10 protein-coding genes, 2 tRNA genes and 1 pseudogene are annotated in these 14,152 nt (G+C 46.5%); 8 read left to right on the forward strand and 5 right to left on the reverse strand.

Features of this window, described 5'->3' with window-relative positions:
• Positions 1-283 precede the first annotated feature (283 nt).
• The 3 genes and pseudogenes from AAKU61_RS13525 to AAKU61_RS13535 all read right to left on the reverse strand — a co-directional run bounded on the left by AAKU61_RS13525 (position 284) and on the right by AAKU61_RS13535 (position 3,250).
• Positions 284-946, reverse strand: coding sequence for a methionine ABC transporter permease (locus tag AAKU61_RS13525; RefSeq protein WP_354333008.1), 663 nt, complete (start codon positions 944-946; stop codon positions 284-286).
• Positions 939-1,814: pseudogene (locus tag AAKU61_RS13530) on the reverse strand (methionine ABC transporter ATP-binding protein). The gene AAKU61_RS13525 and the pseudogene AAKU61_RS13530 overlap by 8 nt, the downstream one beginning before the upstream one ends.
• A 116-nt stretch (positions 1,815-1,930) precedes the next feature.
• A complete protein-coding gene (locus tag AAKU61_RS13535) occupies positions 1,931-3,250 on the reverse strand; it encodes an acyl-CoA dehydrogenase family protein (protein WP_354333010.1) in 1,320 nt (439 codons plus the stop codon).
• Positions 3,251-3,584: 334 nt separating this feature from the next.
• Between AAKU61_RS13535 and AAKU61_RS13540 the strand changes: the two genes are divergently transcribed.
• The 8 genes from AAKU61_RS13540 to AAKU61_RS13575 all read left to right on the forward strand — a co-directional run bounded on the left by AAKU61_RS13540 (position 3,585) and on the right by AAKU61_RS13575 (position 11,077).
• Positions 3,585-5,435 (forward strand): potassium transporter Kup, encoded by a 1,851-nt coding sequence (locus tag AAKU61_RS13540; protein WP_322121562.1) that lies wholly within the window; start codon positions 3,585-3,587, stop codon positions 5,433-5,435.
• A 92-nt stretch (positions 5,436-5,527) separates the two neighbouring features.
• Positions 5,528-5,604 (forward strand) — tRNA-Arg (locus AAKU61_RS13545).
• Positions 5,605-5,852: 248 nt separating this feature from the next.
• Positions 5,853-6,122 carry a hypothetical protein gene (locus tag AAKU61_RS13550; protein ID WP_322118531.1) on the forward strand — a complete coding sequence of 90 codons (270 nt, stop codon included), beginning with the start codon at positions 5,853-5,855 and terminating at the stop codon, positions 6,120-6,122.
• Positions 6,123-6,135: 13 nt separating this feature from the next.
• Complete coding sequence (locus tag AAKU61_RS13555) at positions 6,136-7,590, forward strand: DUF2325 domain-containing protein (protein ID WP_354333012.1); 1,455 nt, start codon at positions 6,136-6,138, stop codon at positions 7,588-7,590.
• On the forward strand, positions 7,590-8,057 hold the full coding sequence (fur, locus tag AAKU61_RS13560) for a ferric iron uptake transcriptional regulator (protein WP_354333076.1): 468 nt from the start codon (positions 7,590-7,592) through the stop codon (positions 8,055-8,057). Before AAKU61_RS13555 ends, fur begins: the two co-directional genes overlap by 1 nt.
• A 687-nt stretch (positions 8,058-8,744) precedes the next feature.
• Entirely contained in the window at positions 8,745-9,800 is a 1,056-nt protein-coding gene (locus AAKU61_RS13565) for a YjgN family protein (protein ID WP_354333014.1), read from the forward strand.
• Positions 9,797-10,825 (forward strand): M48 family metallopeptidase, encoded by a 1,029-nt coding sequence (locus AAKU61_RS13570; RefSeq protein WP_354333016.1) that lies wholly within the window; start codon positions 9,797-9,799, stop codon positions 10,823-10,825. Before AAKU61_RS13565 ends, AAKU61_RS13570 begins: the two co-directional genes overlap by 4 nt.
• 175 nt (positions 10,826-11,000) lie before the next feature.
• A tRNA-Arg gene (locus AAKU61_RS13575) sits at positions 11,001-11,077 on the forward strand.
• A gap of 200 nt (positions 11,078-11,277) precedes the next feature.
• On the opposite strand, the gene AAKU61_RS13580 is transcribed toward AAKU61_RS13575, so the two are convergent.
• Together AAKU61_RS13580 and AAKU61_RS13585 are read right to left on the reverse strand one after the other, a co-directional pair.
• Complete coding sequence (locus tag AAKU61_RS13580; protein WP_354333018.1) at positions 11,278-12,357, reverse strand: SGNH/GDSL hydrolase family protein; 1,080 nt, start codon at positions 12,355-12,357, stop codon at positions 11,278-11,280.
• Between the two features lie 210 nt (positions 12,358-12,567).
• Positions 12,568-14,094 (reverse strand): family 43 glycosylhydrolase, encoded by a 1,527-nt coding sequence (locus AAKU61_RS13585; RefSeq protein WP_354333020.1) that lies wholly within the window; start codon positions 14,092-14,094, stop codon positions 12,568-12,570.
• Between the last annotated feature and the right edge of the window lie 58 nt (positions 14,095-14,152).

Here is a 14,152-nt window from a genome sequence, read left to right on the forward strand (position 1 = left end):
TATTGGGAATAAATAATTCAGAAACAGGATACTGCGTGCTTTCGATCAACAGCGTGATGAACGACGATGAGGAGCGACGATGAGGAACACCACTGGAGCACCAAAACTCAGATGATTTAATCGCTGGTATTGGTTCATTTTCAATATACTCCCCATCATTTTTATAAAATATGCTCTATTGTCCAATGATTATATGGGAAATTAAAATTACTCCTATCCAGTATATATTTTTGATATGCTTAGAGAATCATAGAAATCAGCATGCGCTAGACAATTAGAGCGCTCAGCGATGATCAATATGTCGCGCAACTGTGTTGCCGACAAACTGAATTATTTGTACCAGTACCACCAAAATAGCGATGGTAAAAACCATCACGTCGGTTTGAAAACGGTAGTAGCCATAACGTATCGCCAGATCGCCGATACCGCCGCCACCCACCACACCTGCGACGGCGGAATAAGACAAAAAGCTGATCGCTAATACGGTAAATCCCAGTACCAGACCAGACCTGGATTCCACCAGCAAAACGCGCCATATAATTTGTAATTCTGATGCGCCAATGGCGTGGGCTGCCTCGATCACACCGCGCGGAATCTCACGCAAGCTTTGTTCTACCAACCGGGCAAAGTAAGGAATGGCAGCAATCGACAATGGCACTGCCGCCGCAGTCGGGCCAATTGAGGAGCCTACAATCGAACGGGTAAACGGCACCAACGCGACCAGCAAAATAATGAAGGGAAAAGACCGCACCGTACTCACCAGCCAATCCAGTACCGTAAACACCGGACGGTTAGCCAGCGATTGCCCCGGTCCGACCAGGTATAACAAAATACCCAAGGGACCACCAATTAGTACCGCCGCGCTCAGGCCAATGCCTAGCATCAAAAACGTTTGCGCGATAGAGATCCAAAGCTCAGGCAAGATATTCAGAATATTCTCAGACATGTGCTAACTCACGTGGCTGCTGAACTTGCAATCCTTGCCTTTGTTGCTGCTCTATTTGTTCAGGGCGATTGAATTGGGATAGCGCCTGCTTTTCAGCACGTTCTTGTTCCAGAATACTTCGTGCAAATTTGGCGTAATGCACTAGCTCTTTCCCCAACGCTGTTTTGCGCGGTGTGATGTTATCGGCGAGTGCAAATTGCTCCGCGATGGAACCGTTTTCTATCACCGCGACGTGCTCGCATAACTCATGGACAACCGACAATTCATGCGTGACGATTACAATCGTGACGCCGAGGCGTGCATTGATATCGCGCAGCGTCGCCAACAATGCACGCGTAGTTTCGGCGTCTAAGGCAGAGCTGGGTTCATCACATAACAAGACTGTTGGGCGGCTGGCCAGTGCGCGGGCAATCGCTACACGTTGTTTTTGGCCGCCTGATAATTGTGATGGATAGCTATTGGCTTTGTCTGCCAGATCAACCAGAGACAAACATTCTTGTACACGCTCTGCGATTTGCGCACGGTTTAGTCCGCCATGGATTTTTAAGGGCAGGGCAATGTTCTGAAATACACTGGCATTCTGCAATAAATTAAATTGCTGGAAGATCATACCGATGGACTGACGCGCTTTCCGTAATGCCTATTTATCCAGTGCGGTCAGATCAACATGGTTGACTGTAACGGTTCCGCTATCTGGTCGCTCCAGTAAATTGATCAGACGCAGCAAAGTTGATTTGCCTGCGCCACTTTTTCCAATCAGACCAAAGATATCGCCAGAATGTATTTGTAACGACACGTCTTTGACTGCATCAAACTGTTTACCTGCAGGCAGCGCAAATGATTTTGATACCTGATCAAGCTGAATCACGAAGTCTTTTTCAAGCGATTGCTTGCTGACGTGCGTGCCGTTTGCCGTTGTTGCAAGCTTGGCGAATTTGGTCGCATCAAATAGTGTAGACAATTGAGACATGAGGGGCGTCCTGATCACGAGTAAGGTGTAGGCTCTGGCAAACTGCCGCTGAGAACATAGCGACCCAGATCACGCAGTTTGTAATCGATAGGGTCGTGCAATGTGTGTACACGGACGTTGCGCCAGAAGCGGTCGCAGCCATAACGTGCACTCGTCGAGCGTGCACCAGTGATGTCAAACATTTGGCTAGATACTTCCAGTCCGGCTTGATGCGACAGGCATTTGGCTTCTGCCACGCTGATCGCCAGCTCACCACGATCCTGCACCGTGATTGCTTCTCCTTTATTCCAGACACGTTGCAGGTGCTCCGCTGCCTGATCCGCCAATGCAATTGCAGGGCGCAGTAATAACCAGAGGCTGCCAAAACGATGCTGAATATAGGGATCATCAACCGTGCTTTGCACGCCGGAGGCAAACCAGGGGCGTGCTTCATCACGGCTGTATCGTCTGGCTTCATCAAAAGCGCCTAAGCCTATGCCCAAATACAGATTGGTCATGATTAATTGTGCGACCTGTGAGCGCACACTGGCTTGTGCTGTCGCCGCTGTGCCGGGCGCTAGCAAAATCTCTCCCTTGTGCAAAATCACATTGGTAAAGACTACATTGCCGCTATCAGTCTGGCGCTGACCAAACGCATCCCAGTCGGGATTGATCTGGATGCCGCTACGATTGCTCGGTATCGCTGCAATCAGAGGACTTTGGCTGGCTTCATGCCATGCCGATATGGTGAGTAAATCCGATCCGACCGAACCAGAGGAAAAACTTTTAATGCCGTTAATTTTGTATTCGCCGTCGCTAGTTTCAATGATTGCTTCAGTCGCCGTGTCAGCAAGCGTGTGAGCAACAACACGTTTATCCAATGGATTTAAGGCATTGCCCCAAAACCAGCGGTTGTTGACCGTGTTGGTGAAAAAAGTACGTTGCTGCGTTTTATCGCCATACAGCTGCACGCCCGCCAGTTGCAGATGATGGAACGCAAACACATGCGCCAGCGCGCTATCGACTTTGGCTAAGTCACGAATGGTTTGAAAAATCTGCGGCCAGGGCGCACCTAAGCCGCCGTATTCTGCCGGAATTGATAAAGTGAGTAAGCCACTATCGCGTAGTAATTCTCTTTCTGCAGCTGCATGTCCACCAGCCCGGTCGCGCTCGACGGCAGTTGCTGCTAGTGTTTTTGCGATTTCTGCTGTGACGGCAGAGACTTCAAAGAGCGAACTTGCATGAAGATGGTTTGGCACGCCAGCACGCAATGTTGCTGACGCTAATGGTGCCGAAGTTAATATGCTTGGCTTTAATGGTGCCGATGTTAAGGCAGAGTGAGATGAGTGGGGCATAGCATTCTTTACAGATGTCAATGCCAAAATTATTCCATTGTGTCCGCCGCAGTAAAACGAATCATTTCAACTTTAGTTATGCGAATTCTGGATTCGACCGCCTGTTTCATTCTGTTGTCAAGGTTTTCGAGGTGGTGAATATAGGTATTGTTTTTATTGACAGTTCAAAAGAAACTTTGCAGAGTGTGGTCTGTTGTTGCTTAACCCCATAATGTTTTGATTCCTGAAATTGGTGCTTGAATTTCGCTACGGAATCACCTATTGTGCAACGCACCAAGAATAACAAGGTACACAATTGGCTAATTTATCAAATAATCAACACGAAAAAAGCACAATGGCGGGGCTAACGCTGGCAGCAGTCGGCATTGTCTACGGCGATATTGGCACCAGCCCTCTTTACACGATGAAAGAGGTGTTTTCAAAAGAACACGGTCTACCTCTGAACGAAGCCAACATTTTTGGCGTGGTATCGCTGATCTTGTGGGGATTGTTCATCATCGTTGCGATTAAGTACGTCACCCTGATTTTGCGGGCGGATAACCGGGGCGAAGGTGGGATTATGGCGCTGACCGCATTGGCGCTGGAATCGGTTGGCAAAGCCTCCAGATGGCATTTTTTACTCTTTGTGATTGGTTTGTTCGGCGCTGCGCTGTTTTATGGCGATGGTGTAATTACTCCCGCGATCTCTGTGCTATCAGCGATTGAGGGGCTAGAGGTTGCTACCCCCGCATTTTCTCCTTATGTGGTCCCGATTACTTTGGTGGTGTTGATCGCTCTGTATGCGGTGCAAAGCAAAGGATCTGCGGGTATTGGTAAATGGTTCGGTCCGATTATGGTGATTTGGTTTGTCGCCTTGGCTGTGATGGGCGTAATTAATATCATCAAAATGCCAATGATTCTGGGTGCGTTAAGCCCGTTGCATGCAGTACGTTTTTTAGTGTCTAACGGGTGGCTAGCATTTTTAGCACTAGGCGCAGTAGTGCTGGCATTTACCGGTGCTGAGGCTTTGTATGCAGATATGGGACACTTTGGCCGCAAGCCAATCAGAATGGCGTGGTTTATGGTGGTGTTTCCTGCGTTGGGTCTAAATTATTTAGGGCAGGGCGCATTATTGATCGTCACGCCGGACGCTGTTAGCAATCCGTTTTATCAGCAATTGGGTGCCTGGAGTGTTTATCCTTTAGTCGCTTTGTCTGCTGTTGCTACTGTGATCGCATCACAGGCAACTATTTCTGGTACTTTCTCCATGACTAAGCAGGCGATTTCTTTAGGTTTTATGCCAAGAATGAAAATCGTCCACACGTCATCGCAAGAGATCGGTCAAATTTATATCCCTGCGGTCAACTGGTTGCAGTTATTGGTGGTGGTGGCAGCGGTAGTCGGTTTTGGTAATTCTTCTAATCTGGCGTCTGCATACGGCATTGCTGTTACTGGCACGATGTTGGTGACGTCGATCTTAACTTTCTTCGTGATCCGTTACGGCTGGAAATACAATCCGATTCTTTGCTTTGTCGCTACCGGATTTTTTACGACGATTGATCTCGCATTTTTCTCGGCCAATGGCTTGAAATTCTTCCACGGTGGCTGGTTCCCTGTCGTATTGGGCATCATCATGTTTACCGTAATGGTGACCTGGAAGCGTGGTCGTGAGCTGGTATTTGACAATCTGAAAAAGCATGCGATTCCGCTGGAGGCGTTTCTATCTTCCTTATTCGTATCACCGCCTGTGCGGGTCGCTGGGACCGCCATCTTTTTGCGCGGCGAGTCCGACGGCGTGCCTCATGCGCTGTTGCACAACTTGTCGCACAATAAAATTCTGCACGAACGGGTTATATTTTTAACTTTGCATAACGAGGATATTCCTTGGGTGCCGGCCTCAGACAGAGTCAAAGTGACTGATCTGGGTCATGATTGCTACCAGATTGATGTGTTTTACGGTTTTAAAAATGAACCGGATATCCCCAAAGCGCTGGATTTATGTGAACCATTTGGGCTGACATTTGAGCGGATGGAAACTTCTTACTTCATCGCGCGCCAGACGATTATTTCAAGACCGAATAGCGGTATGGCCTTGTGGCGCGAATGGCTATTCGTCATCATGTCTAAAAATTCACGTGATGCAGCAGATTATTATCAAGTACCAACTAATCGCGTAATTGAAGTCGGTTCTCAGGTTGAAATTTAAACTACTTTAGTTTGCTGAGAGCCTCAAAAACGCTTGAAAAATAGCGTGGGGGCTTATCAAGCGAATTTGGCTATGCTATACTTTCGTTTTTCGCGGCTGTAGCTCAGCTGGATAGAGTACTTGGCTACGAACCAAGGGGTCGTGGGTTCGATTCCTGCCAGCCGCACCAGATTCAAGGGACTAGATGCAAATCTAGTCCCTTTTTTCTTTGGTGGATTGGGTTCATGCGGTTTTTGGGAGATATTCTTCTTAGAACTCTAATTTGCTTCCTCGTTATCATTTTTGATTAGTTGATATTTTATAAATGTCATCTTTAGACGATCAATCAATCAAACATAGCTCCACTCAAAATATAAATGCGAATCATTATCATTTATTGATGCAATAACTTCTCATTTACCCGTGAGGAGTTATTTCATGTCACACAAAACCAACTATGTAGAATGTCGCCAGACCTTGGTCGCTGCCAGCGATGTAGGTCATGTGACGACTTGTCCCGAGTGCGGACATGTGCATTTGAATTTGCGAGCGGTGACGGTCAGATTTGAATTAGATGCTTTTCGTGAACTGACCGAGATGCTGAGTTTTGCCCAAAAACGTTTAGATGTTGATCCAGCTTTGCACGATTCTGAATCGTCTGAATCTCGGGTACTTGCCACTGACGGTGGCAATAACATCAGACATTAACGGAGGGTAGCTCATGTGCGAACTAGGTAAAAAAGCGAATAAGCCAGTAAATCTGAATTCTAGCCCGAACTCCAGCCCGAATTTCAACCTCAATTCCAACCTCAATTCCAACTCAACTTCAAACGCTGATTCCAGTCCAATTGATATCGATACGATTTCTCAACGTTTGGCTGCGAAGGGATCGCGTCGCCGTCGCTTATGGGAGTTGCCATATCATGCGTTATGTCCTGTTATCGGGGTTTGTTTGTCCATCACGGTCTTGCGTCGTCTGGTGGATAAGGCATTAGGTGGGCAGACGGTTGCTGATGATTACGAATTACATTGTGGTGCGATAGCTGACTGCAAATTTCGCACGGCGATGACGGAGCGTTTGCAGGCAGAGTTAGAGCGCCGTTACGCGATTGCTTTGCGTCAGTCATCACAGATTAAGACAAGCGAGGCGCTGTCTGCCTGGTGGTCGCAGGGACAGCACAGCGCAGATGTTGCTGGCGTATTGTGGGCAACGCTGACTCATGCGCGCTGCGATAATTCTTTAGAAGAACGGGTGTTAAGAGAAATCCATATGCTGCAACATCAGGTTGGCACAGCTGATCGTGTTAGCAGCCGACGTTTTATTGAAATGCAGGCTGATTATGAACACGCTAGCAAAGAGTTGGCCGCCCATCAAGAGCGCAATACCCGAATCATCGCCGCCAAAAGTGCCGCCATTGAGCAATTGCAAACCGATCAAGTGCAGTTGCATGCCAGCTTGATTGGCAAAAATACGGTGATCGCCAGTTTGCAAGATCAGGTCAAGGAGCTGGAAGCGGGCTTCCCTGATTTACGTGCAAGACAAGAGCAAGCACGTCATATCGATATGCAAATCGCACGCATTCATGATTTAGAGAAGCAGCTCGCCAGCATGCAGCGGCAGCAATCCCAATTGGAGCAAGCTCAGCAACTCCATCAACTGCAGCAACTGCAGCAAAAAGCAGAGGCAGATATGGCAACCTTATTATCTGATCGCTCAGCACAGTATGAAGCGAGTAATACTGCCGCTAATTTACAAAATCTTGGCCTACAAAACCGGTCGATATTATGTGTTGGCGGACGTCCGAACATCGTCCCGATGTACCGACAAATGATAGAGCGTACTGGTGGACATTTTTTACATCATGACGGTGGTGATGAAGATAATGCCTCTTTACTCGGCGCTAGTCTTGCGGCCGCCGATTTAGTTATTTGCCAAACTGGTTGCGTCAGCCATGGTGCGTACTGGCGAGTTAAAGATCATTGCAAAAGAACAGGCAAACCCTGCGTGTTTGTTGAGAAACCCAGCGTTAGTAGCATGGCACGCTGCCTTAAGGATATCCAGCTAAAAAGTCAGCCTAATCAATCCAATCAAGCAGTTAAACACAGCCGATCAGTTGGCTACCAAGATGAACAGCTAATCTCAGAAGTCCAGAATGACGGCACAGGCGGCGAATGATGCGATCCACACTACAACATAAAGAGACACAGGTGGTTGAGCGAACTTGCGATCAGGATTTAAAAAATCTTGGCTTAAAAAGTACCATTCCGAGGCAAAAAATATTAGAGGTGATACGCACTAGCAAGCAGCGCCACCTCAGCGCGGAGGACGTGTACCGACGCTTGCTGGAGCAAAACGCGATGATCGCCTTAGCAACCGTTTACAGAGTGTTATCGCAATTAGAGGCAGCGGGAATTCTGGCGCGCAATGTATTTGAATCAGGTAAAGCGATTTATGAAATTAGCGAGGGCGGTCATCACGACCACCTGATTTGCCTCGACTGCGGCACGGTGATTGAGTTCGCCGACGATGTAATTGAATCGCGCCAATTACAGGTTGCCCAGACACACGGATTTCAATTGCTTAGACACCGGTTAGCGCTGTATGGAACCTGTCCGGCATGCTGCAAGATTCACCATACTTAAGCCGCCATACTTAAGCTGCCATGCTTAAACCATCATCATTCCAGGCTTAGCTTGTTTAAGGACTGAGTTAGTGTAATCGGGTGCTCAATCAGAGCGCGGCATTTACCCATTTCATTACCCGACTTAATTATCGAATTATCCGTGTGAATTAAATTACATAAAAATATACTCATTGCAGTATATTTTTATGTCCAATAAATCATTGGACGTAAAGGATGTATTTGGCATATACCCCCTCATTTTTACTTATTTCAAAGTGAGTGAATACGCTATTCAGTCGATGTCAGCCATCAAATAGAACAATAAAACGACCACCGCGGAGAAAGCGACTGACTTGGCGAAGATGTGCTAAATATGCAACATAACTACAATATTGACGAGTTTGCAAGGTTTTTGTTGCTCTGAGTCTCTTTTACTGTGTGCGCCTATGGCATAATTAAATAGCAAGCTTATTGTTAGGCAATACAAACGATGCGCCTGACAAAAGACCATAAAAAAGCTTGATGTCTAAGTAGTCGCCCCATCCAAACAAAAGCGAACTTCATTTCACCTCCACTTAAGGTTTTAATCCATGCAGAATCTATTCGATCACTCTTGTGACAGGTTTCTGGGCGTCTGTTTTGAGACGACTGCCATCAATAATTATGATAACAACGTCGCAATGATTAACCTGGCAAACGAGGTGGCATGATGCAAACCAATACGGATTCCTCAAAAGTCTCTTTAAGTTTTACCGGAACAGGCGGCGAATATTTTCGTATCTGGATCGTCAATCTTTTACTGACCATCGTCACCTTGGGCATTTATTCAGCCTGGGCTAAGGTAAGAAGAAATCATTATTTTTATTCGAGTACCCAGCTTGCAGGGGCTAGTTTTGAATATCACGGTAATCCGATTGCGATTTTAAAAGGTCGTATTGTGGCGTTTGTTTTTGTAACGCTGTATCACTTTGCTTTTAAGTTTTCTACCGGTTTCGGCTTTTTGATGTTGATTGCGCTAAGTGCAGTGATGCCTTGGTTGCTCTGGAAAAGTCTGCAATTTAAACTGTACAACTCCAGTTTCCGCGGTGTGCGTTTTGGTTTTCGTGGTACCGCCAAACAGGCTTATATCAATTATTTAATGTGGCCATTTTTTGCCTTGATCAGCTTGTACACCCTGGTACCTTTGGTGCATCAACGGATTAAGCAGTTCCAGCATAATGAGAGCCGTTTTGGTACAACGCATTTTTCTTTCGATGCAAAAATATCGCGCTTTTATCTGAATTATTTAATCGGATTTTCTATTTTTATTGCGGGTATTATCGTGATATGTCTAGCATTTTCGGCACCAATCGCGGCGGTAATTGCAGCTAAACAGGCAGGGCAGTTTGCGCCACATCTAATAGTTGGTCTGATTGGGTTGGTATTTTCACTTTATTTTTGGTTGTTCGCGATTGTTCCCTTGTTTTTAAGCTTGATACAGAATCTGATCTGGAATCACACTAAGCTTGGCAATCGACAAATGTATAGTCATATGAAGTGGGGACGTGTCACTTTCATTTATCTCACGAATTTGCTCGCTATTGTTTGTACCTTGGGTTTGTTTATTCCCTTCGCTCAAATACGTATGATGCGTTACCGTCTGGAATCTATCTCGATTGAAATTGGTGATGGTTTAGACCAATTTGTAGCCGACGAAGCAGCGCAGGTTTCTGCTACCGGTGAAGGTATGGCGGATTTATTGGACTTTGATTTATCTTTATGATGCCTGTTGCAGCAAATTATTTTGATGGCAAAACATCGCGTGCCCACCACGTCTATTTAGATGTGGTCGGGCAGATTGCGCAGTTGACTGGCGATGTACAACTAGAGTGCTCCCTTGATCAATTGCGTGTCTCAGAGCGCACCTCCAATAAGGTGCGTAAAGTTACCTTCCCTGATGGTGCTTACCTCGAAGTAAGCGATCCAGAAATGCTGGCAGCCTTAGCTAATTTATTGTCAGCCACCGGGCATAGTGACAGCCTGATCGTACGCATGCAACAAAGCTGGCGTGCGACCTTGATTGCTGTTGTCAGTACGGTGGTGTTGATTAGCTTGCTGTATGTTTATGCCTTGCCTGCAGCTGCAAAAATAGTCGCTTTTGCTCTGCCAGAAAAAGTAGAGCGGGCTTTAGGCGATGGTGCGCTGACATTTTTAGATGAGCATTTTTTTAGTCCTACGAAGCTTTCTGTGGAAAGACAAAATGAACTGAGTACACGCTTTGCTCGCCTGCGTCCAGTTGAAGACGATAGTCCAGCTTATCGACTATTATTTCGCAAAAGTAAAATTGGTCCCAACGCACTGGCCTTGCCATCGGGCGAAATTATTTTGACCGATGAGCTAGTTAATTTATCTCATAACGATGATGCAATCATGGGCGTACTAGCGCATGAACTGGGGCATTTGCACGAACGTCACTTAAGCCGCCGGGTGATACAAAGCTCAGCCGTTGCCGCCGTTGCCGTCGCCTTGTTTGGCGATGTTTCTACCGCTGTTGCCAGCTTGCCGCCTTTGCTATTAGATTTAAAATATTCCCGCGATGCCGAGCGCGAAGCGGATGCTTATGCCTTGGCGATGTTGGAAAAAAATGGTATCAGCTCCAATGCGCTAGCAGATTTATTTGCCGATTTAGAAAAAAATCATAGTGCAAGTAATCCTTACTTATCCAGTCATCCAAGTAGCGCAGAGAGGATTATGTTTTTGCGTAAAGGCGATCAAGATGGAAGCAGGCTAAACAAAACAGCGCAATAAATCATTGAATAATTAGCATAGTATTTTATTCATTTGGAAATGTAGTAAGTCCTGCTTTAAATTAGTTTTTGATACTTAATTTTGGTGATGCTAGCCATTATTACTGCAATGTAGAGGATTTTTGCCACCGCTTAGCTTTGTATTTCTCAATTGCTATGCTATAGTGTCGATCTTCGCGGCTGTAGCTCAGCTGGATAGAGTACTTGGCTACGAACCAAGGGGTCGTGGGTTCGATTCCTGCCAGCCGCACCAGATTCAAGGGACTAGATGCAAATCTAGTCCCTTTTTTCTTTTGTCCTAAGGATTTTGTGACCCATTTGTTCACTCAATGCTTGAATACCGTGTTGCCTGGCCCTGTCCAAATCAGTTCCGCGATTTATCCATTTAAGGCATGCAAGCAATTTAAATACCCAACACGTTTAAACACTTAATTAAACACTTAAAAGCCGAGCTCACCATTTCATTTTTTGTTTGATCAAAGTGCTTAGCAAAGCGGCATTAGTTTGATGTTGCTTTACTCGTGGATGCGCGTCATAACCGGTGTATGGAAAGAAAATAGTGTCTATTTTTTCCTTGTTATTTTCGTTCTTAATTCGCGTCACTGCCGCAGTAATATAGCCTGGCCACTTCGATCCTTCCTTGGTCGCATCCATGCTGCCTAAGGCGCACACAATATACGCGTCACGATATTTGCTACGAATAGTTTTTACAAAGTCGACATAGGCCTGGGTGCGCTGCTCATCCGAAGGTTCAGGGTTTAAGCGATGCTCTATCTCAATTAACCAACGATCATTCTGGAATAAATTGATCACAACCACATCAGGCGTCCAGCTTGAAAAATCCCATTTAGTATCGTTGCGGCCATACGCGTTTAACTGATCGTAGAACTGCGGCATGACAAATGGAAACCAACTCACCATCACGCCTATACCGCTTTGCGACGTGATATGCATTTCTGCATTGAGAGTGCGCGCTGTGATTGCGCTATATGCCATAAAATTATTTTTATCTTTCGCCAGATTATCTGGGGCGCCATCGGGGGATTCATTGCCCATTCCACTGGTGATCGAGTCGCCAAAAAATTCAATCTTCCGTTTTGGTCTGACCGGTGGCGGTAACAATTCTGCACCATCCGCTAATATAAATTCTTTGATTGCAGTCGCGCCATCCTCACCCTCAGTGCGTTTTGTCAGCAAAAAGCTGTGTTTTCCTGGCGCCAGATTGTCAGCAATTAGATAGGTTTTTTCACCTGTTTCTGCTTTTAATATCATCGGGTGGTTTAAGTCGTGATCGATGAAGACATTGAAGTAATTTCCTCCAAATTGATCGACCAAAGTGACTGATAAATATTGGCCGGTAAAGTTTCCAACAACGCTGGAGCCTGGCCAAGACAGGCTTGGTGCATAGACATTGCTGAAATCAATCCGCCCCGTGTATTGTAAATTTTTATCGCTACCGGATACTCTGGTAGTCGCATGAGCCGGCGATAAAATCGCCAGGAATACGATCGTTACTACAAGATTTTTGCTCAAACAAAATAAATTCATCATGTCATTGTCAATTCAATTTACATCATCAGGATTGCAGCGATATGCATTATGCATCGCTCCGTCAGCAACGTCAGCAACGTCATATGAACGCGATATATTTGCTCACTAATGCTAAATGATCATCCGGGATGCTTTATCCAGAATGATCATTGCGCATTAAGCGAGTAAGTTCAAATCCTTATCGTACAGCGCTCAGTTTTTTATCAGACTGAAGTCATCAGCGATCACCCAATTATTCGCGCTGGCAACCGTATAGAGTCCCAAGTCGATCTTTCCGTTGCTAACGACGATGTTCGGTATTGTCACTTGCTGCCAGTTGGAAATCGCTGTGTTGAATCCCACGTTCAGCTCTGATCCGCCAAAATTTTTGACATAGATCTGAGCGATACTTTGTCCACCGCTGCTCATGACCCAGGCTTTCAGAGTATAGGTTCCATTCGGCAGGCCAGTCAGACTCTGATAGCGGCTGGAGCTATAAGCTGTCGTGTAGCTTAGCTTCATCGACCAGCGTCCAGTATGTCCACCGAGTACATTGGCGTTCGGATTTGCGCCGCCTGTCAGATTAGTCCAGGTCGACCAGCCAGCCAAATCGTTCTGCGCGACCCTGTCGGCCTCAAAGCTGGGGTTGAGAATATAGTTATTGCCCGCACCCACTGTCCAGGCGCCAGTTGCCGCATCCAGATTAAACTGACTGACGGAGTTGAGCGTCGGTGTCGTCCCGCTAAACGATATTGGCATCCATTGATTGTAGCCCAGCCCGTTACCGGCGAAGTCGCTCCAGCGATCACCTGCAAACAGGATTGTCGTACCGGAGCTACCATTAACTGGAATAAAGAAACCGGTTTGAGTCACATGCGAGAAGTCGGCATCTGTTCCACCCATCACAGCCTCTGCCGTGTATGGTCCCAGTATTGAATTAGCCTTGAGATAATAAGTATGCGAAGCGTTCCATCCATGTAAATCTGACGAGCAGAAATAATAGGTACCGTTGTATTTGAACATGGCATTGCCTTCGCGCCCTCCCGAGGTACTGGTCGAAATTAGAGAAGCTGGCTCGATATTGAGCGAATCGGAAGCACGCAAAGCGGCTACATAAGCATTAGCGCGTCCACCCGCGTTACTGAAAATCAGATAGGACAAACCAGTATCGTCAGTAAACACGGTCTGATCACCTGTACCGGTTGAACCAACATTGGTGATCTGTGTCTGCACATGATGATAGATGAAGGGCCCGGCAGGTGAGTCGCTGGTTGCAAACAACACTGCATTGCCGGTTGCCGTGCTGTAGTACTGGGTAATCAACACATATTTTTTGGTATTACTGTTATAAACGACGCCCATACGGCCGATCCAGTTGGACGGATCGAGCACGCTGCCCGCCGCACCGGCACTCATCATATTGCCTTCGAATTTCCAGGTCGCCAGATCGGTCGAAGAATAAGCGGTAATCGCATTGAAGCTGATGTCAGAGTTCTTGGCGACAGGGTTGGCAGCATAAGTCACCGCGCCGTTGTACTTGACCCCATACCAGTAATATGTGTTTCCTACTTTAAGAATGCCACCGCCTTGAGAATAGATGGGATTCTTGCTTGTATCCTTCCAAAATACGTCGTTCTGTATGGTCTTCGGCGCGGCCTGCGCGGGTGATGCAACCGCATATACCAACGCAACACTGACGATCGCCATGCAACGACCGATGAAGCTCAGATAGTCATTCATTTTTTTGTCTCCTATGTAAACCACGTATGAGCACCGTCTTATTCTATGTAAGACGTGA

The organism is Undibacterium sp. GrIS 1.2 (genome assembly GCF_040544435.1).
GTDB lineage: Bacteria > Pseudomonadota > Gammaproteobacteria > Burkholderiales > Burkholderiaceae_D > Undibacterium.

Bases quoted from the DNA above. Each gene is read 5' to 3' on its own strand.
- AAKU61_RS13540 (WP_322121562.1), top strand. From the start codon at position 3,585: ATGGCGGGGCTAACGCTGGCAGCAGTCGGCATTGTCTACGGCGATATT.
- AAKU61_RS13550 (WP_322118531.1), top strand. From the start codon at position 5,853: ATGTCACACAAAACCAACTATGTAGAATGTCGCCAGACCTTGGTCGCT.
- AAKU61_RS13555 (WP_354333012.1), top strand. From the start codon at position 6,136: ATGTGCGAACTAGGTAAAAAAGCGAATAAGCCAGTAAATCTGAATTCT.
- AAKU61_RS13525 (WP_354333008.1), bottom strand. From the start codon at position 946: ATGTCTGAGAATATTCTGAATATCTTGCCTGAGCTTTGGATCTCTATC.
- AAKU61_RS13585 (WP_354333020.1), bottom strand. From the start codon at position 14,094: ATGAATGACTATCTGAGCTTCATCGGTCGTTGCATGGCGATCGTCAGT.
- AAKU61_RS13570 (WP_354333016.1), top strand. From the start codon at position 9,797: ATGATGCCTGTTGCAGCAAATTATTTTGATGGCAAAACATCGCGTGCC.
- AAKU61_RS13565 (WP_354333014.1), top strand. From the start codon at position 8,745: ATGATGCAAACCAATACGGATTCCTCAAAAGTCTCTTTAAGTTTTACC.
- AAKU61_RS13535 (WP_354333010.1), bottom strand. From the start codon at position 3,250: ATGCCCCACTCATCTCACTCTGCCTTAACATCGGCACCATTAAAGCCA.
- fur (WP_354333076.1), top strand. From the start codon at position 7,590: ATGCGATCCACACTACAACATAAAGAGACACAGGTGGTTGAGCGAACT.